The organism is Halobacterium sp. DL1 (assembly GCA_000230955.3).
In the GTDB taxonomy this organism is placed as follows: Archaea; Halobacteriota; Halobacteria; order Halobacteriales; family Halobacteriaceae; genus Halobacterium.
On sequence record CP007060.1, the window covers coordinates 1,221,656 to 1,238,014 of the forward strand.

17 protein-coding genes and 1 pseudogene are annotated in these 16,359 nt (G+C 68.5%); 10 read left to right on the forward strand and 8 right to left on the reverse strand.

The window, feature by feature from the left end; translation table 11 throughout:
* Positions 1 to 229: 229 nt before the first annotated feature.
* Positions 230 to 865, reverse strand: a complete 636-nt coding sequence (locus HALDL1_07885) for a transcriptional regulator (GenBank protein ID AHG03524.1) — start codon at positions 863 to 865, stop codon at positions 230 to 232.
* 84 nt (positions 866 to 949) lie between these two features.
* Here HALDL1_07885 and HALDL1_07890 point away from each other — a divergent pair, with 84 nt between their 5' ends.
* From HALDL1_07890 to HALDL1_07915, 6 genes and pseudogenes are all read left to right on the forward strand, one after another.
* Complete coding sequence (locus HALDL1_07890) at positions 950 to 1,888, forward strand: phenylacetate-CoA oxygenase (GenBank protein ID AHG03525.1); 939 nt, start codon at positions 950 to 952, stop codon at positions 1,886 to 1,888.
* Between the two features lie 2 nt (positions 1,889 to 1,890).
* Positions 1,891 to 2,211 (forward strand): phenylacetic acid degradation protein PaaB, encoded by a 321-nt coding sequence (locus HALDL1_07895; GenBank protein AHG03526.1) that lies wholly within the window; start codon positions 1,891 to 1,893, stop codon positions 2,209 to 2,211.
* Positions 2,211 to 3,020, forward strand: coding sequence for a phenylacetic acid degradation protein PaaC (locus HALDL1_07900; protein AHG03527.1), 810 nt, complete (start codon positions 2,211 to 2,213; stop codon positions 3,018 to 3,020). Before HALDL1_07895 ends, HALDL1_07900 begins: the two co-directional genes overlap by 1 nt.
* Positions 3,017 to 3,418: a hypothetical protein gene (locus tag HALDL1_07905; protein ID AHG03528.1), complete on the forward strand. Its 402-nt coding sequence runs from the start codon at positions 3,017 to 3,019 to the stop codon at positions 3,416 to 3,418. The genes HALDL1_07900 and HALDL1_07905 overlap by 4 nt, the downstream gene beginning before the upstream one ends.
* Positions 3,415 to 3,579, forward strand: a complete 165-nt coding sequence (locus tag HALDL1_07910) for a hypothetical protein (GenBank protein ID AHG03529.1) — start codon at positions 3,415 to 3,417, stop codon at positions 3,577 to 3,579. Before HALDL1_07905 ends, HALDL1_07910 begins: the two co-directional genes overlap by 4 nt.
* Before the next feature lie 244 nt (positions 3,580 to 3,823).
* Positions 3,824 to 4,465, forward strand: a pseudogene (locus HALDL1_07915) (bacterio-opsin activator).
* Here HALDL1_07915 and HALDL1_07920 read toward each other — a convergent pair.
* Positions 4,462 to 4,779: an Ethyl tert-butyl ether degradation EthD gene (locus tag HALDL1_07920; GenBank protein AHG03530.1), complete on the reverse strand. Its 318-nt coding sequence runs from the start codon at positions 4,777 to 4,779 to the stop codon at positions 4,462 to 4,464. The pseudogene HALDL1_07915 and the gene HALDL1_07920 overlap by 4 nt on opposite strands.
* Before the next feature lie 80 nt (positions 4,780 to 4,859).
* Between HALDL1_07920 and HALDL1_07925 the strand changes: the two genes are divergently transcribed.
* A complete protein-coding gene (locus HALDL1_07925; GenBank protein ID AHG03531.1) occupies positions 4,860 to 5,606 on the forward strand; it encodes an exonuclease in 747 nt (248 codons plus the stop codon).
* Positions 5,607 to 5,618: 12 nt separating this feature from the next.
* Here HALDL1_07925 and HALDL1_07930 read toward each other — a convergent pair whose 3' ends face one another.
* A complete protein-coding gene (locus tag HALDL1_07930) occupies positions 5,619 to 7,244 on the reverse strand; it encodes a histidine kinase (protein AHG03532.1) in 1,626 nt (541 codons plus the stop codon).
* A gap of 112 nt (positions 7,245 to 7,356) precedes the next feature.
* The gene (locus tag HALDL1_07935) at positions 7,357 to 8,556 is read right to left on the reverse strand and encodes a halocyanin (GenBank protein AHG03533.1); all 1,200 of its coding nucleotides are present in this window, start codon (positions 8,554 to 8,556) and stop codon (positions 7,357 to 7,359) included.
* A gap of 134 nt (positions 8,557 to 8,690) precedes the next feature.
* Here HALDL1_07935 and HALDL1_07940 point away from each other — a divergent pair, with 134 nt between their 5' ends.
* Positions 8,691 to 9,011, forward strand: a complete 321-nt coding sequence (locus HALDL1_07940; protein AHG03534.1) for a hypothetical protein — start codon at positions 8,691 to 8,693, stop codon at positions 9,009 to 9,011.
* 3 nt (positions 9,012 to 9,014) lie between these two features.
* Here the strand turns inward: HALDL1_07940 and HALDL1_07945 are convergent, their stop codons facing one another.
* The 3 genes from HALDL1_07945 to HALDL1_07955 all read right to left on the reverse strand — a co-directional run bounded on the left by HALDL1_07945 (position 9,015) and on the right by HALDL1_07955 (position 12,554).
* On the reverse strand, positions 9,015 to 9,692 hold the full coding sequence (locus HALDL1_07945) for a phosphoglycolate phosphatase (GenBank protein ID AHG03535.1): 678 nt from the start codon (positions 9,690 to 9,692) through the stop codon (positions 9,015 to 9,017).
* Positions 9,693 to 9,767: 75 nt separating this feature from the next.
* Positions 9,768 to 11,225, reverse strand: a complete 1,458-nt coding sequence (locus tag HALDL1_07950; protein AHG03536.1) for a DMT family permease — start codon at positions 11,223 to 11,225, stop codon at positions 9,768 to 9,770.
* A 93-nt stretch (positions 11,226 to 11,318) separates the two neighbouring features.
* Positions 11,319 to 12,554 carry an MFS transporter gene (locus tag HALDL1_07955; GenBank protein ID AHG03537.1) on the reverse strand — a complete coding sequence of 412 codons (1,236 nt, stop codon included), beginning with the start codon at positions 12,552 to 12,554 and terminating at the stop codon, positions 11,319 to 11,321.
* Positions 12,555 to 12,698: 144 nt separating this feature from the next.
* On the opposite strand from HALDL1_07955, the gene HALDL1_07960 reads away from it, so the two are divergent.
* Together HALDL1_07960 and HALDL1_07965 are read left to right on the forward strand one after the other, a co-directional pair.
* On the forward strand, positions 12,699 to 14,201 hold the full coding sequence (locus HALDL1_07960) for a serine--pyruvate aminotransferase (protein ID AHG03538.1): 1,503 nt from the start codon (positions 12,699 to 12,701) through the stop codon (positions 14,199 to 14,201).
* Positions 14,202 to 14,265: 64 nt separating this feature from the next.
* On the forward strand, positions 14,266 to 15,558 hold the full coding sequence (locus tag HALDL1_07965) for an amidase (protein AHG03539.1): 1,293 nt from the start codon (positions 14,266 to 14,268) through the stop codon (positions 15,556 to 15,558).
* 47 nt (positions 15,559 to 15,605) lie between these two features.
* Here the strand turns inward: HALDL1_07965 and HALDL1_07970 are convergent, their stop codons facing one another.
* Positions 15,606 to 16,331: a hypothetical protein gene (locus HALDL1_07970; protein ID AHG05241.1), complete on the reverse strand. Its 726-nt coding sequence runs from the start codon at positions 16,329 to 16,331 to the stop codon at positions 15,606 to 15,608.
* Between the last annotated feature and the right edge of the window lie 28 nt (positions 16,332 to 16,359).

Genomic DNA, 16,359 nt, shown 5'->3' on the forward strand with positions numbered 1-16,359 from the left:
AACGGCCTACCTCGCGGGGCGTGATAACTTTGTGCGGACCAGGACCATCTGGTGGACCGCACGTCTCAACTGCGCGCAGTCACCGAATTCCGGCGATGGTTCGACGACGAAGGGCGCTAGCGCGTCTCCGTGGACGTGGACGCAACGACCCCGGGCGTCGGTCAGACCGCGGTCGTCGGGGACCGCGTGTACGCGCTCTCGGCGAGACGACAGCGGCAATCGACCCCGACTAGAGCGTCTCGCCGAGCAGGCGGGCGAGGCCCCGTCGGAGGCGCTCCAGGAACGCGGACTTCGAGATGCCCAGCGTCGCGGCTACCTCGCTGGCGTCGGTCCCGCGAGGCACCGAGAAGTAGCCCATGTCGAAGGCAGTGCGAAGCGCCTCGGCCTGCGCGGGCGTCACGCCCCAGCGGTCCGCGATGGGAGCGTCACCCCGGTCGCCGATGGGGTAGGTGCGTTCGAGCGTGACGCCGACGGTGTCTCCGGCGGTGTCGAGGACGCCGCGGAGCACGTCCTGGCCGACGACGGCGCCCGTGAACCTGGCCTCGCCGCCGCGGTAGTGGAGGCTGTCGGCGAGGAACCCCGCGCTGACGAGTTCGTGGAGGACGCAGGGCTGTTTGGAGAGGCAGCGGTACGTGTAGCGGCCGTCGTCGCGCGCGACGTGGAGGTAGCGCACGCGGTCGTCGGCGTCGAGCGCGGCCGCGAGGTCGTCGCCGTTCGTCGAGGAGAACTGCAGGAGTGCGTTGCCGTCGGTGCGCAACTGGGGTGGGCGCGAGTCGACGCTCGCGCCGGTGGCGCGGGTCGCCTCCGCGAGCGGACAGTCGTCGCCTTCGACGCCGAACTCGACGAACAGACACTCCTCGATCACGGGTACTACGTTCGCCCCGTTCGTATTTGAACCCCGTGCATAGACGGGTTAACAGCTACCCCTGCGTGACCCTCACTATCGTACATGGACATCGAGACCGTCAAACAGCGTGCCGGCCCCCGGGAGTTCAGCCCGGCGGACGACCTGCCCCGGGAGTACCGGGAGGCCGCTACGCGCATGATTCAGTTCCACGCCAACAGCGAGGTGATGGGTGGCTACCTCGACAAGGCGTTCACACGAATGGCGCCCTCGATCGACCGCAAACTCGCCTGCACCGCGAAGTGCCAGGACGAGATCGGGCACGCCCAGTTGCTCTACCGGGCCGCCGAGACCCTCGGTGTGAAGTCCCGCGAGCAGATGCTCACCGAACTCGAAGAGGGCGACGGGAAGTTCCTCAACTGCTTCCACTACCCAGTGGACAGCTGGTACGAGGCGCCGATGATCGACTTCTTCGTCGACGGCGGGGCGATGCGACGGCAGGCGACATTGAAGAACACGTCCTGGGAGCCGTACGCCCACGCGATGGACAAGGTCTGCTTCGAGGAGGGATTCCACGTCAAGCACGGCGAGGACATCCTCCGCGAACTGATGCGCTCCTCGAAGGCGAACCAGGAGCGCACACAGGAGGTGTTCGACGAGTGGTGGCCGCGCATCCTCCAGTTCTTCGGCCCGACGAACGACGAGTCTCGCCACGACGACTTCGCCCAGCAGGTCGGCCTGAAGACGGTCTCGAACGACGAACTCCGCAACTCGTTCCTCAACATGTACGTGCCGAAGGCCGAGAAGTATGGCCTCGAGATTCCGGAGTATCCGCGCATCTTCGAGCGCGACGACGGCACGATGGCAGTCCGGGAAGACGACCTCGACTGGGACGAGTTCTGGACCATCGCGAAGAACGACTACGAGGGGAGCCACGAACAGATCGGCAGCCGGCGGCGGCGTCACGAGGCCGTCGCGTGGGTGCGCGATTCGATGGACGAGTGGGAGACCGGCGCTGCGGGGAGCCCGCAGGCCGCCGACTGACCATGATCTGGGAAGTGTTCCGCCAGGAGAAGACGGGCGACCGCCACACGCACTGCGGGAACGTCCACGCGCCGGACCGCGAGATGGCGCTCATGTTCGCGCAGATCCAGCACGGCCGGCGGATGCAGACGCACTCGCTGTGGGTCGCGCCGAAGGACGAAATCGCGGAGGTCGACGCCGACGAGGCGGAGTTCGGCGGCACGACGGACAAGGCCTACCGCTGGGCCATGACGTACAACAACATCGACGCGAGCTTCGCCGAGGAGGTCGCCGAGAGCGAGGCCGAGCAGGAGGAGGCCGCCCAGAAGCGGGGTGACGTCTGATGCCGGGCGACTCGCCAGACAGCGACCTGTCACCCGAGGAGGCCCAGCTGCTCCGGCTTGCCGACGACGAGTTCGTGCTCGCCGAGCGGTACACGGAGTGGCAGATCTACGCGCCGACCGTGGAGTCCGACCTCGCGCTCGCGAACATCGCGCAGGACGAGTTCGGCCACGCGCGCCTCTGGTACGACCTGATCCAGGAGGAGTTCGGCTACGAAGAGTCGGAGCTCGTCTGGGAGCGAGCGCCCGACGACTTCCGACACAGCACGCTAGTCGAACTCGAAACGCCCGAGGGGGATTGGGCGGACACGGTCGTCCGCGGCTACCTCTACGACGTTGCCGAGCGCCTGCGACTGGACGCGCTCGCCGACTCCTCGTACGAACCTATCGCCGACCGCGTGCCGAAGGTCCAGGGCGAGGAGTCCTACCACCGCGAGCACGCCCAGTCGTGGCTCGACCGCCTGACCGGCAGCGGGGAGTCCCACGACCGCGTGCAGGCCGCCGTGAACCGCCTGTTCCCCTACGCGCTGACGCTGTTCAGCGATACCGAACACGAGGCCGAGATTCTCGACGCTGGCGTCAGAACCCGTCCGCTGTCGGACCTGCGTTCGGACTGGCTGGACGAGGTCGTGTCGTACCTCGAGTCACTCGATATCGCGGTTCCCCACCCCGCCGACACCGAGCGACCGGACGCCGTCGGCCGGGACGGCACGCACACCGCGGACTGGGACGCGCTCCACGAGGAGTTCACCGCGACGTACCACGAACTCGGCTTCGACGAACCGGCGACGCTCCGGGGTGAGAACGCGTGAGCGCCCCGACCGGTGACGCCTGCGCGCACACCGACTACGAGGACGGCGAAGTCCCCGAGGGCTTCCCGAACACGGGCGCTGGCGCGACTGGAGCCGAGGCCGAGGTCTGGGCGGCGCTCGCGGAGGTCGAGGACCCCGAGATGCCGGTGTCCATCGTCGACCTCGGCCTCATCTACGACGTGCGCGTCGACGGCGACCACGCGACTGTCGAGATGACGCTGACGTACACGGGCTGTCCGGCGAAGGACATGCTCACGAACGACGTGCGCTGCGCCGCCCTCACTGCGTCCGGCGTCCGTGACGCCGACGTGGAGATACAGTACTCGCCGCCGTGGTCGGTCGAGATGGTGACCGAGGCGGGCAGAGAACAGCTCCGGGAGTTCGGACTGAGCGTATGAGGGGACTCGACCCGAGCACCACGACGTCGTCCGACGAACCGGCGGAGTGCCCGTACTGTGGCTCCACGGAGACCGAACGGGAACACCCAAAGGGGCCGGGGCTCTGCCGCTCGATCCACTACTGCCACGGCTGCGAGCAGCCGTTCGAGCAGTTCGGGTAGCACCGGCCGGCTCTCGACACCCGCGCGTTCAGAGAGAGTGAACCTGCCCCGCCGCTCACTTATAAACACCTGATTGAGAAAGGGGTGGTTTCACAACAGTCGGTGTTCTCTCCTACGTTGTTCACCGCTGACCACGCGGTCGGTAGGTGGACGTGCCTCTGACACCGGTGCGGCGTCCACTGCCTCTGGACTGCCGCTTTTGACGACCCATCGATATATCAGTGTAAAGGACATTCGTGGTTGCATGAGTCTCATCGCGGAGTTCACGTTCCGGCACCCGGGGCTGCCGCTCATGTCGACGCTCGAAGCCACGGGAGTCCAACTCGATGTCGAGCAGGCAGTGGCGTCGAACCCGGACCGGCCGGTACTGTTCGTGTGGGCGCTGGACGGTGACCTCGACGCCTTCGAGACCGCCGCCGCGGCGGACGACACCGTCGAGTCCCTGACGATGGTCGAAGACGCGGGCGACCGCCGCCTCTACCGGATACAGGTGAGCGAGCAGACCGAGCTACCGCTGTATCCGCTGGACGACAGACTCCAGGCCTCCCGTCTCGGCGTCAAATCCTCCGCGGACGGCATCGAGGCGCGACTCCGGTTCCCGGACCGTGAGAGCCTCTCGGAGTACCATCCACTGGTCGAAGAGAAGGGCGTGGACGTGACGCTGCGGCGGGTGTACGGCGAGAGCGACACCGTCTTCGGCGGGGAGTAAGGGCTCTCTGCGAAGCAGCGCGAGGCCCTGGAAGCCGCCGTCGCTGCCGGCTACTTCGAGGTGCCCCGCCGCGCGTCCCTGTCGGACATCGCCGACGAACTCGGCGTCTCCACGCAGGCCGTCAGCGAGCGCCTCCGCCGGGGCGTCACGACGCTCGTCACGAACGCCCTCGACTAGGCCTCGAACTCGACGCGCTCCTCGACGTACAGCGTCTCTCCGGCCTCCATGTCCGCGAACTCTGCGGCGTCGGCCTGTACTTCTCGTCCCGTCTCCGAGTCGAACGCCGCCGTCAGCGCCGCCATGTCTTCGAAGTACAGTTCGACGACGCCGTCGTGGCTCGACCGCTCCGGGTCGTTCGGCACGGCGGTCGTGTACTTCTGGAGGTTCGGCAGCGACTCGGCGAGTTCGGCGTGCTCGCCTCGCCAGCGCTCGACGAACTCCTCGTGAGAGTAGTCGTCGCGCCGGACGAGCAACTGGACCATCTTCACCATACTCCGTGTGGTCGGCCGGGGGCCTTCGCTCTTTTGTCGGACCGCGATGCCTTTGTACCAGGGAGCGCCCACGGACGGGTATGCGCGTCGAGAACTCCTTCCTCCCCGCGCCCGGCGTCGGGGAGACCACCGAACGCCGACTCTGGGAGCACGGCGTCACCCACTGGGACGAGTTCGAGGGTGACGGTCCGGGCGTCGGCGACGCCACCGCCGAGAACATCTACAGCTTCATCGAGGAGGCACAGGCCGCCCTCGACGCGGGCGACACCCGCTACTTCGCCGACGCCTTCCCGAACAACGCTCTCTGGCGCCTCTACGAGAACGTCGCCGACGACGTGGCGTTCTTCGACATCGAGACAACGGGCCTCGACAAGCGCGCGAGCTACGTGACGACGGTGAGCGTCCACCACGGCGGGGAGACGACGACGCTCGTGCGCGGCGACGACCTCACAAGCGACAACCTCGCGGACCTCCTGGACGCCTCGCTGCTCGTCTCGTTCAACGGCAAGCGCTTCGACGCCCCGTTCCTCGAGCACAACTTCGACTGCTCGCTCGACGCCCCTCACCTCGACCTCATGTACCTCTGCAAGCGCCTGGACCTCGACGGCGGCCTCAAGCAGGTCGAGCGCGACCTGGGCATCGACCGCGGCGGCATGGACGTCGACGGCCGCGAGGCTGTGCGCCTCTGGCACCGCTACGAGTCCGGCGACGAGGCCGCCCTCGACCGCCTCGTCGAGTACAACCGCTACGACACCCAGAACCTCGCGACGCTGCTGGACACGGTCACCGGCCGCCTCCACGACCACGTCTTCGAACCGCACTGCTGACGCGTTCCGGAATCAGTCGACGTCCGGCGAGAACTCCACGGCCCTGAACTCGACGCACGCGCCGCCCGAATCGCTCTCCTCGGCCCGCACCGACCAACCGTGGGCGTCTGCGATGGCCGACACGATGCTCAACCCGTACCCGGTACCCGCCGGTCGGCTGGTACGCCCCTCCTCGAAGACGACCGACGGATCGTCCTGCTCGAACCCCGGCCCGTCGTCCGCGACGAGGAACCCCGCCTCGCCGCCGCCAGACTGGGGGTCGAGGCTCTCGACGGTCACCCCGACGTCGGGACCTCCGTGGTTCGCGGCGTTCGCGTAGAGGTTCTCGAACACCGTCCGGAGGCGCTCCGGGTCCGCCAGCAGTTCGTCCCCGGCGCCGACGTCGAGTTCGAGCGTTGCCGCCTCGGGGAGCGCCGTCTCCGCGGCCTCCCGCGCGACCGCCGACAGCGATACGGGCTCGAAGTCCCCGACCACCTCGCCCTGTTTCGCGAGCGACCGCACCTCGGCGACCAGTTCGTCCATCCGGTCGAGCGCCCCGGCGGCCTGCTCCAGGTGTTCGGCGGCCTCGCTGTCGGCTCCGGCCTTCGAGGAGGCGAGGTCGAGGTGGCCGGACGCCACGTTCAGCGGCGACCGGAGGTCGTGGGTGACGACGTCCGCGAACTCGTCGAGGCGCTCGTTCTGCCGTTCGAGGCTCTCTCTGTTGCGCTGGTGGGCGAGTTCGTGGTTCAGCCACTCCGCCAGCAGTTTCACGAACGCGCGCTCGGTCTCCTGGATGGGCTGGCCTCGTGGCTCCGTGTCCGCGAAGCAGATGGTGCCGTGGACGGCGTTCCCGACCTCGAGTTTCGCGCCCAGGTAACACTCCAGGCCGTAGAGGTCGAACGCCGAGTCCTCGCCGAACGCAGACTCCCCGACGTCGTTCATCGCCACCGTCTCCTCCGAGGAGATGGTGCGCTTGCAGTAGCTGTCCGCGAGGTCCGCCTGCTCGCCCTCCTGGAGCAGCGGGTGCTCGGCGATGGACGTCTTCACCATCTGGACGCCGCCGTCGATCTTCGTGTAGAACGCCTCACCGAGTCCGAGACGGTCCTTGCCGACCTGCAACAGTGCTCGCACGCGCTCCTCGAACGTCAACTCGGAGTTCGCCGCCGTCTCGTACAGCCCCTCCAGCGCCTCGAGGTTCGCCTGCTGGGCGGCCGCGAGATTCGTCCGCTCGGTCACGTCGTGGCCGGTCACGACGACGGCGAATACACCGTCGGTCTCCGAGGCGTCGACGGGGTCGGGCGTTTCCCACAGCGGCCTGGCGTCCATCTCGACGTCCCGGTCCGTCCTACCCGCACCCGGGTGGGTGGTCGTGAACCGCTGGCGGTCGCCCTCCAGCGCCGCGGTGACTCCGGCCCGCACGACCTCCCGGGCCGCGGGGTCGTGGGTCACCCACGGCGTCTCCCAGAACGGCGTCCCGTACACCGCCTGTTCGCCCGCGTCGACCAGCGACAGCGCCGCGTCGTTGGCGTACCACAGCCGTCCCTCCGCGTCGAGGACGCCCGCGAAGAAGTCCGCGTCGTCGTACAGCAGCCCGGCGAACTCCGCGAGAACGCGTCGCCCCCGGTCGAGTTCGCCGGTCACCCCGCTCGAATCACTCATCGGTGTTAGCTCACCGGTAGCAGAGCACGTGGGTAAAACTGCCCCTTCCTCGCACGTCGCTGACTTCTTCGAACCGCGCCGGTCGCCGAATTCGAGTCGGTCGGTGCCTCTACTACGACTCGACGACGATCTCGGCCTTCATTCCCAATGCGGCGTGGGGTTGACAGATGTACTCGTAGACCCCCTCCACCTCGAACGTGTACTGGTACTCCGCGCCGGCGTTGGCTATCTCCGTGAACCCGTTCCAATCTCCTTCCGCTGGCTGGTCCTCCGGTTTGATGTTGTGGCTGTCCGACTCCCACACCCACCGGACGGTCGTCCCGGGTTCGATACGTAGCACCTCTGGGTCGAACACGAGCTCCTCATCCGGTCCGACCACTACCTTAGTGTCGTAGTCTGTCCCCTCGATGGTCTGGACGGGAGTCTGCTCGGTGGTTGTCGTCGTCTCGGTGGTTTCAACGGTGCCACTGTCTCCGTCGCCGCCGTCTCCGCCCTCGCCACCCCCGCCCTCGCCACCCCCGTCTGTCGTCGTCGTCTCGGGGACGTCTCCGAACCAGTCCGGTTCGCTCACGGACGTCTCGCCGACCCCCGTCACCTCGAACGCCAGGTTCGATTCGCGCTCGCGATTGGCCCCGTAGACGAGGGCGTCGAGCTCGACGGCCCGAACGAGCCCCGCCCCGCTGAGCAGGAGGTGTCCAGACCCCACGTCCTGGACGCGGCTCTCGTCGCCGACGTCGCGGACGCCCGTGATGGGGAGTCGGTAGCTCGCGCCGGCGTCTGCCGTAACGTCCTCCATGGGTCCGTACTCCACTGCCGCCAGCAGGCTCCTGACGCTCTCGCGGAAGCCAGTGTAGCGGTCCCGCGCCGCGGACGAGGAGAGCCGCTCGAGACGACTGTCGTCTTCCCCGAGGATACTGCGTTCGCCGGCTTTGGAGCCGTCGGAGTACACCTCGGTCTGTTGGCTCCGGTCGCCATCGGGGTAGCGCGCCCACTGCCTGAGATGTAACCGGCCCGTTGACGGGTCGTACTTCGCCCGGAGTTCGAGCGCCTTGAACCCGTCCTCGAACGTGTCCGCTGCGGTCTCCGTCAACGAAACTGCGTGGGACCGCTCCTCGGCGGCCGCTCGCTGGGCGTCGAGGAACGCGTCGACGTTCTCGATACCGTCCTCACCGAGACCAGGCACGTCGCCGCTCTCCACCGTTGCCCCGCCGTCGCCGCCCTGTTCCCCCTCCGAGGTTCCGTCACCGGCCGTGCTCGAACAACCCGGGAGCACCGCCAGCGCTGCCAGATACCCGAACTCTCGTCGCTCCATACGACGGCATCCGAATGGGCCCATAAATACGTACTGGGGGTTGACACGATCTCCGGGAACAGGGAGGAACGCCCCGCTCGCTGCGGCGCTTCGAGTACAGTGGATTTTTGTCGGTCAACTCGCTACCGGCGTCCATGGCAGCGCGTCCACCCGTCGGTGACGACGACCCGCCCGAACCGAACGCGTTCGGCATCGCGGTCGTCGGCAACCACCTTAGGGACGCCGACCTCTCGTATCCGGCGACTCCCGAGGAGGTCGTCGAGGCCATGGGCGACCAGGGGATTCCCTGTGGCCCGAACAGCCACGACGTCTCCCTGTCGACCGCCGTCGAGCGGACGGCTCGCACGCAGTTCTCCTCGCGCCGGGACCTGCTCGACGAACTCCACGACGAGTTCGAGCGCGAGCGCAGAGCAGGCGGCGGCCTCGTCTCCTGGCTGCGGTCGCTCGTCGGCTGACCGCTACGCGTCGCGGTCGAGAACCAGTTCGACTGCCTCGAGGAAGCCGTCCGCGTACGACGCCTCGACGACCACGTCAGCGGCGGCTTTCGCCTCCTCGGCGGCGTTCGCTACCGCGTACGCCCGCCCGGACGCTTCGAACAGTTCCACGTCGTTCGCGGAGTCGCCGACTGCCACGAAGTCGGTGGCCTCGTAGCCGAGTTCTTCCGCGACCGTCAGGAGCGCGTCGCCCTTGCTCACCGTCGGTTCCTTGACGTGGTAAGCGAACTCCGAGTCGACGACGCCCATGCCGTGCTTCGTTGCGATCTCCGTGAGCACGTCCAGTGGCTGTTCGCGGCTCACCGCGAGTTCCGTCTCACGCCAGCGGTTCACCACGTCGGAGTCGCCCCAGCCGAGGTCGTAGCCCGCCTCGACGAACTCCCGGGCGACGGCGTCCGCGCCCTCCCGGTCACCGAAGTAGAACAGTTCGTCGTTGGCGAACGCGACGCCGCCGTTCTCCGCGACGACGCGCTGCTCGACGCCGACGAACTGGCAGAGCGCGATGGGGTACGGCAGCGCCTTCCCCGTCGCGATGACGACCGGCGCGTCCCACTCCCGGAGCACGTCCATCACGCGGCTGTCGATGGAGCGGTCCTCGCGACTCAGCGTGCCGTCGATGTCGACGGCGAGCGGCGCGACCATGTGCGCGTCGAACGTGGCCGCTCCTAAAGGACGTAGCGATTCGGGTGACTGACCGACGCTTCCACACCCGGCGCGTCAGTCGTCGGCAGCCGCGTCGGGCCGGTAGCTCCGGCTGATGGCCTTCCACTTCCCGGTCGCGAAGCGGTAGTAGTTGACCGCTGCGGGGACGCCGGACTCGGCGAAGAACGAGAGGTAGATGCCGAGAATGCCCAGCCGGGTCGTCGCGCCGAGGTAGACCAGCGGGATGGCGAGGCCGAACATGCCGAGGACGCGCCCGTAGAACGGCCAGCGGGTGTCGCCCGTGGCGTCGAGTGCGCCCGCCGACGCCGCGTTGACGCCCTGGGGAATCACCGCGACGGCCGCCGCGTACACCATCCCGACCGCTATCGGGACGCTCGGGTCGTTCGGCGACTCCACGAACAGCACCACGATGTCACGGGCGAAGACGGCCACGACGGCCGCGAACAGGACGTACGTCGCCACCGAGAAGACGACGATCTCGCGGCCGTAGGAGGCAGCCGTCTTCTCGTCGTTGCGCCCGAGTTCCTGGCCGACGAGGCTCGACGCCGCGAGGCCGAACCCCCAGCCGGGGGTGTTCATGATGCCGAGGATGCGACGCGTGACGATGTACGCCGCGACCACCGGCGACGCGAACAGGCCGACGAACGCCAGCAGCGGGAAGCGCGCCGCCGTCCAGACGGAGTTCCGCCCGACGACCGGGAGCCCGATTTCGACGACGTCCCGGCAGGTCCCCCAGTGCCAGTAGCGCCCGATGGGCGAGACGGTGACGGGGAACGCGCCGACGCCGGGGAGGCGCCCGAGCGTCAGGCCGACGGCGAACGCGGCCACGACGACCACGTTGCTCGCGACGGTGCCGAGCGCGGCGCCGACGACGCCCATGTCGAGGCCGAAGATGAACACGGCGTTGAGACCGATGTTGACAACCGCGCCGCTCGCGCGGAGCACCATCGCCGTCCAGGAGTCGTCGGCGCCGATGAGCGCGCGACTCCCGATGAGGTTGAGACCCGCGAACGGGACGCCGAACGCGACTACGCGGAGGTAGTCCGCGCCGTAGCGCACCGCCGCGGGGTCGTCGGTCAGCACCGAGATGAGCGCGACGGGGTAGAGGTGGAAGATGGCGGCGACTGGCACCGTCACCACGACGACGAGCGCCACGCTCGACCGGATGGCCTGTCCGAGTTCGTCGAACGCCTCGGCGCCGAAGCGCTGGGAGACGAGCGCGATGGTGCCGGCAGCGAGGCCACCACCGATGCTGAACGCGGCGCCCCAGTACGGCCCGGCGAACCCGACGCCCGCGATGGCGGTGCTGCCGAGGGCGACGCCAACCATCGCCACGTCGGCCGCGCTCTTCGACATCCGGGCGACGCCGGTGACGATGCGGGGCCACGCGAGTTCCGAGGTGCGACGCGCCCGCTGCTCGGAGATGAGCCCCAGCTTCGCGATGGCGAGACCGATGGCACGGAGGAGCCAGCTGAACGGGTTGGGGACCACGGCTACCGGTGGCTCGGGCATGGACCGGGAAAGGCGTACGGAATCCGGTCGGTGTCTGGGGGTAGCTAGCCGTCTCCGGGAGCGGGCACCGCGGACCGGGGACGACCACCGTTCTCACCCGCGAGTGCTGACGCGGTCCGCGACGGCGACTGCGAGCGCGCCCCCGACGGCGACCACGCCCGCCGCGACGAAGACCGGGTCGTAGGTAGCGAACGTCTCGTAGCCGACGCCAGCGAGGTACGGCGCGAGGATGCCGCTGAGCGCGAACGCGACCGAGATCAGCCCGAACACCGAGTTGATGTTCGCGCGACCGAACAGGTCCGCCGTGAGTGGCGCGAGCAGCGCGCCGTTGCCGCCGTACGCGAGCCCGAAGACGACCGCGAACGCCCAGAGGCCGACCGCAGTCTCCACGCCGGCGAGCGCGACGGTGGAGACTCCCATCGCGCTCGAGCAACCGACGAAGACGCGGATGCGGCCGAGCCGGTCGCCGAAGAAGCCGATGGCGACCCGGCCGGCCGCGCTCGCCGCGCCGACCACCGCGAGCGCCGTGGCCCCGGTCGCTCGCGTCAGGCCGACGTCCGTGCCGAAGACGACGAGGTTGACGAGCACGACGTACAGCGTCCCGTAGATGGTCATCCAGCCGACGAACGTGAGCGCGAACGTCCGCGTCCGTGCGACGGCGGCGACCTCGGCTAGCTGGGTGCGCCAGTCCGTGTCGCCGGCGCGGTCGACGCCGTTCGGGAACTCCGCCGTGGGCGCCTCCTCCGGACCGGGTTCACCGCGGACGAGCGCCGCCGCCGCGGCGAGGACGACCGCGACGCCGGCCGCGAGCGCGACGAGTGCGTCCCGCCAGCCGACACGCGCGACGAGTTCCGTCGCGACGGGCGAGACGACGAGCATCCCGACGCCGAGTCCGGCCGAGGCGAGGCCGCTGGCGAGACCGACCCGCCGGTCGAACCACCGGGCGGGCGTCGCGTACGCCACCACGTAGACCACGCTCAAACCGCCGCCGACGACGACCCCGTACGCCACGACGAACTGTGGGAGGGTGGCGGCGCGACTGGTTGCGACTAGCCCCCCGCAGAGGACGACGGTACCCAGGACGAGCATGCGGCGGGCGCCGAAGCGGTCCACGAGCGCACCGATGCCGACGGCGCCGACGTAGAGGGCTACGGTCTGGACACCGAAGGCCGTGGACGTCGTGCTCCGTGGCGCGCCGAAGGCGTCGAGGACCGGTTCGAAGAACACGCCGAAAGAGTACGAGAGCCCGAAGACGACGAACGACCCGAGGAAACAGCCGGTGACGACGACCCAGCCGGCGTACACGTCCGAACGACGGTTCCATCGCATCGGCGCCGGCTACGCGGTGGGGGGTTGAAAGAACTGGGGGTCCGTCAAACGGTTCGGGGTGGTCGGGACCCGCGGTCGAACGCACAGGACAGCCGTTCGAATCTGCCGGACGCTCGGTCGGTGTAGCTCCACTCCCCGTAAGAGATGTTAACAGAAAACGGACGCCATGTTACCTCCACCCAAGGCTTTATCACAACTCGGTATAGTCTCCGTTCTATGGCAACATCCCGCAGTCGTGTACAGGCGATGGGGCAACGGATGGCCAACTGGTCCGAGAAGTGGGTGCCGAACCCGTTCCTGTTCGCGGTGTTACTCACGATCATCGCGTACATCGCGGCGAACCTCGCGACGCCGGACGGTCCGGTGGAGAACATCAGGAACTGGTACGGCGGCTTCTGGACACTGCTCACGTTCGCGATGCAGATGGTGCTCATCCTCGTGACGGGGTACGCGGTCGCCGACTCCGACTTCGTCAGCGGCTACCTCGACCGTCTCGCGTCGTGGCCGGACAACAACGCGCAGGCGGCAGCAGCAACCGGCGTCGTCGGCATGATCGGCGGGTACTTCCACTGGGGCGTCGGCCTCATCGTGGGCGCTATCTTCGCCATCTTCGTCGCTCGCGCCGGCCACAAGCGCGGGAAGACGTTCCACTACCCGCTGCTCGCCGCGGCGGGCTACACGAGCCAGGTCATCTGGCACGTCGGGCCGTCCTCGAGCGCCGGACTGCTCTCGGCGACTGATGACCACCCGTTCGTAGACACCATCGGTATCGTCCCGCTCTCGGAGTCCGTGTTCACGGTCTACGCGTTCGGGCTCGCCGTGCTGGTTCTCGTCACGGTCACCATCACGCTGTACTACCTCGCGCCGAACGAGGAGAACGCGACCGGCATCGAGGAGTACGCACCGAGCCTCCTCGACGACGACGAGGACCTCGACGCACTCGACGAACCGACCGACCCCGAACCGCAGGCCGACGGTGGGACCGCCCAGGTTGACCCCCTCGACCAGGTCACGCCCGCGGACCGCATCAACGACAGCCGCATCATCGCATACCTCATCGGCCTCGGGATGGTCGTCTACATCGTCGACTACCTCGCGCAGGTGGGAACCATCGGCGAGGCGCTCGACCTCAACCTCTTCAACTTCATCTTCATCGCGCTCGGCCTCTTCCTCCACAAGACGCCATCGGCGTACATGGAGGCCATCCGGGACGCGACCGAGGGCGCCGCAGGTATCATCCTGCAGTTCCCGTTCTACGCCGGCATCCTCGGCATCATCAGCGGCTCCGGTCTCTCCGCGCTCATCGCCGAAGGCCTGCTCGACATCGCGACTCCCGCCACGTTCCCCGTCATCGCGTGGCTGCTCGGCGGCGTCATGAACCTCTTCGTCCCGAGCGGCGGCGGCGAGTGGGGCATCATCGGGGGCATCATCGGCGGTGCCGCCATCGAACTCGGCGTCTCGCCGGGGAAGGCAATCATCGCCTACGGCACCGGCGACATGTGGACGAACATGTTCCAGCCGTTCTGGGCGATTCCGCTCCTCGGCCTGACGAAGGTGCGGGCCCGCGACATCCTCGGCTACACGATGATCATCCTCATCGTGCTCACGCCGGTGTTCGCGATCGGCCTCTACTTCCTGCCGTACTGAATCGCAGCACACTCCGGGCCGGACGGCCCGCGAACTGACTCCGCGTTCTTCCTCTCGGTTCACGATGACTACACACCACAACCCACTCGCAGACCTGATCGCAGACCTGCACGACGGCCGAACGACGCCCACCGACTACGCCGAATCGCGACTCGACAGACTCGACGCGACGGAAGACGATATCCGCGCGTTCCTCCCGGAGGAGGGGCGCAACGACCGCGTCCTTGCCGCCGCCGAGTCCGTCGAGGACGAGTACGTCGACGGTGACCGACCGCCGCTGTACGGCGTCCCGGTCGGGGTGAAGGACATCTACCACGTGGACGGGTTCGAGACGCGCGCCGGCTCCTCGGTGCCGCCCGAAGCGCTCGCCAGCCCGCAGTCCGACGTCGTGTCCGCACTCCTGGACGCCGGCGCGCTCGTCTTCGGGAAGACGGTCACCGCCGAGTTCGCCTACTTCGAACCCGGGCCGACCCGGAACCCCCACGACCTGGGCCACACGCCCGGCGGGTCGTCTTCGGGGAGCGCGGCCGCCGTCGCCGCGGGCGTAACGCCCCTCGCCGTCGGCACGCAGACGTACGGCTCCATCGTGCGCCCGGCCGCGTTCTGCGGCATCGTCGGCGTCAAACCCAGCTACGGCCGCATCCCGACCGCCGGCATCGTCCCACTCTCGGAGTCGGGCGACCACGCGGGCTACTTCACACAGGACGTCGCCGGTGCGCGCCACGCGGCGCCCGTGTTCTACGACGACTGGGAGGACGCCACCCCAGACGCGAAGCCGGTGCTCGGCGTCCCGGACGACGCGTACCTCTCGCAGGCCGACGACGAGATGCTGGCACAGTTCGAGGCGCGTCTCGACGACCTGCGGGCCGCCGGCTACGAGATCCGGCGGACAGACGCGCTCTCGGACGTCGCGAGCGTCAACGACCGTCACGACGACATGGTCGCCGGAGAGGCCGCCCTCACGCACGACGAACTGTACGCCGACTACGGCGACCACTACGCCGACAGCACCGCCGGTCTGCTGACCGACGGCCGCGACGTCTCGGTGGGTCGGCTGGTGGACTGCCGGAACGGCCGCCGGGCGCTCCGTGACAGCCTCGCGGAGACGATGGGCGAGCGGGGACTCGACGCCTGGGTCGCGCCGTCGGCGCCGGGGCCGGCCCCGGCGGGAATCGACTCGACCGGCGACCCGGTGATGGACGTGCCGTGGACGCACGCCTGCGTCCCCGCGGTCGGGTTGCCGGCCGGCGAGATAGACGGCCTCCCGGTCGGCCTCCAGGTCGCCGGCCGGTTCGACGACGACGAGCGCCTGCTCGCGTGGTGCGAGGACCTGGCAGACGTGCTCGGAGACGGCTGAGCAGTTCTTCGTCGTCCGTCGGAACCGGCGGCAGAAGGTCGGCCGAATCAGGACTCTCCGATGACGCCACCGACGGCACCGAGTACGACCGGGTACCCGATGCCCGCGACGATGGTGGATTCGACGAACTTCGGGCCGATGGCCATCGAGACCGATTCGCCGAACATCGTCGTACTCAGCGTCCACTTCGAGAGGAAGGCGATGGCGACGACGCAGACGAGGTAGCCCGCGGCGACCGACGCACCGGCTTTCGCGCCGCTGACGTTCGCGTGGTCTGGCGCACGTGTCACCACCCAGTACCCCGCAAAGACGAGCGCAATTGCCGGGACGAGGAGCATCCACTGTTCCTCAAGCGCCCCCGCTGACAGGCTCTCAGACACGGACCGCGACCCCGCCGACCCGGTGACCTCGACGGTGGCGTGGTGCATCGCCATGAACACCCAGCCGACGGCCTGCCACGGTTCGGGTGTCGACGAGATCTGCGACGGCAGGCTTCCGACGGCGTCGAGTGCTTCCCCCGACTTCCTGGCGTACGTGAACAGGTAGCCCGCGGCGAAGGCTCCGATGCCCGCGACAAACCCCAGTCGCAACGGGAACTCCTCGATTGCCGAACGCTCTCCGGTGGACGTTCGCTGGTGACCGCTCGCCCCGGACTCGCCACCGCTCGCTGCCTGTCCCCCGCCAGTCGCGTCCGACCCCAGCGACTCTCCACAGGACTGGCAGAACGCGTTGCTCGTGCCGACGTCGCCTCCACAGTTCGAACAGTACGGCATACGGTCTCCAACACGACACTAGCCGGTT

Excerpts from the sequence above, each read along its gene's own strand:
- HALDL1_07925 (AHG03531.1), top strand. The coding sequence starts at position 4,860 with ATGCGCGTCGAGAACTCCTTCCTCCCCGCGCCCGGCGTCGGGGAGACC.
- HALDL1_07910 (AHG03529.1), top strand. The coding sequence starts at position 3,415 with ATGAGGGGACTCGACCCGAGCACCACGACGTCGTCCGACGAACCGGCG.
- HALDL1_07945 (AHG03535.1), bottom strand. The coding sequence starts at position 9,692 with ATGGTCGCGCCGCTCGCCGTCGACATCGACGGCACGCTGAGTCGCGAG.
- HALDL1_07900 (AHG03527.1), top strand. The coding sequence starts at position 2,211 with ATGCCGGGCGACTCGCCAGACAGCGACCTGTCACCCGAGGAGGCCCAG.
- HALDL1_07935 (AHG03533.1), bottom strand. The coding sequence starts at position 8,556 with ATGGAGCGACGAGAGTTCGGGTATCTGGCAGCGCTGGCGGTGCTCCCG.
- HALDL1_07960 (AHG03538.1), top strand. The coding sequence starts at position 12,699 with ATGTTAACAGAAAACGGACGCCATGTTACCTCCACCCAAGGCTTTATC.
- HALDL1_07895 (AHG03526.1), top strand. The coding sequence starts at position 1,891 with ATGATCTGGGAAGTGTTCCGCCAGGAGAAGACGGGCGACCGCCACACG.
- HALDL1_07955 (AHG03537.1), bottom strand. The coding sequence starts at position 12,554 with ATGCGATGGAACCGTCGTTCGGACGTGTACGCCGGCTGGGTCGTCGTC.
- HALDL1_07920 (AHG03530.1), bottom strand. The coding sequence starts at position 4,779 with ATGGTGAAGATGGTCCAGTTGCTCGTCCGGCGCGACGACTACTCTCAC.
- HALDL1_07965 (AHG03539.1), top strand. The coding sequence starts at position 14,266 with ATGACTACACACCACAACCCACTCGCAGACCTGATCGCAGACCTGCAC.
- HALDL1_07890 (AHG03525.1), top strand. The coding sequence starts at position 950 with ATGGACATCGAGACCGTCAAACAGCGTGCCGGCCCCCGGGAGTTCAGC.
- HALDL1_07950 (AHG03536.1), bottom strand. The coding sequence starts at position 11,225 with ATGCCCGAGCCACCGGTAGCCGTGGTCCCCAACCCGTTCAGCTGGCTC.
- HALDL1_07940 (AHG03534.1), top strand. The coding sequence starts at position 8,691 with ATGGCAGCGCGTCCACCCGTCGGTGACGACGACCCGCCCGAACCGAAC.
- HALDL1_07970 (AHG05241.1), bottom strand. The coding sequence starts at position 16,331 with ATGCCGTACTGTTCGAACTGTGGAGGCGACGTCGGCACGAGCAACGCG.
- HALDL1_07930 (AHG03532.1), bottom strand. The coding sequence starts at position 7,244 with ATGAGTGATTCGAGCGGGGTGACCGGCGAACTCGACCGGGGGCGACGC.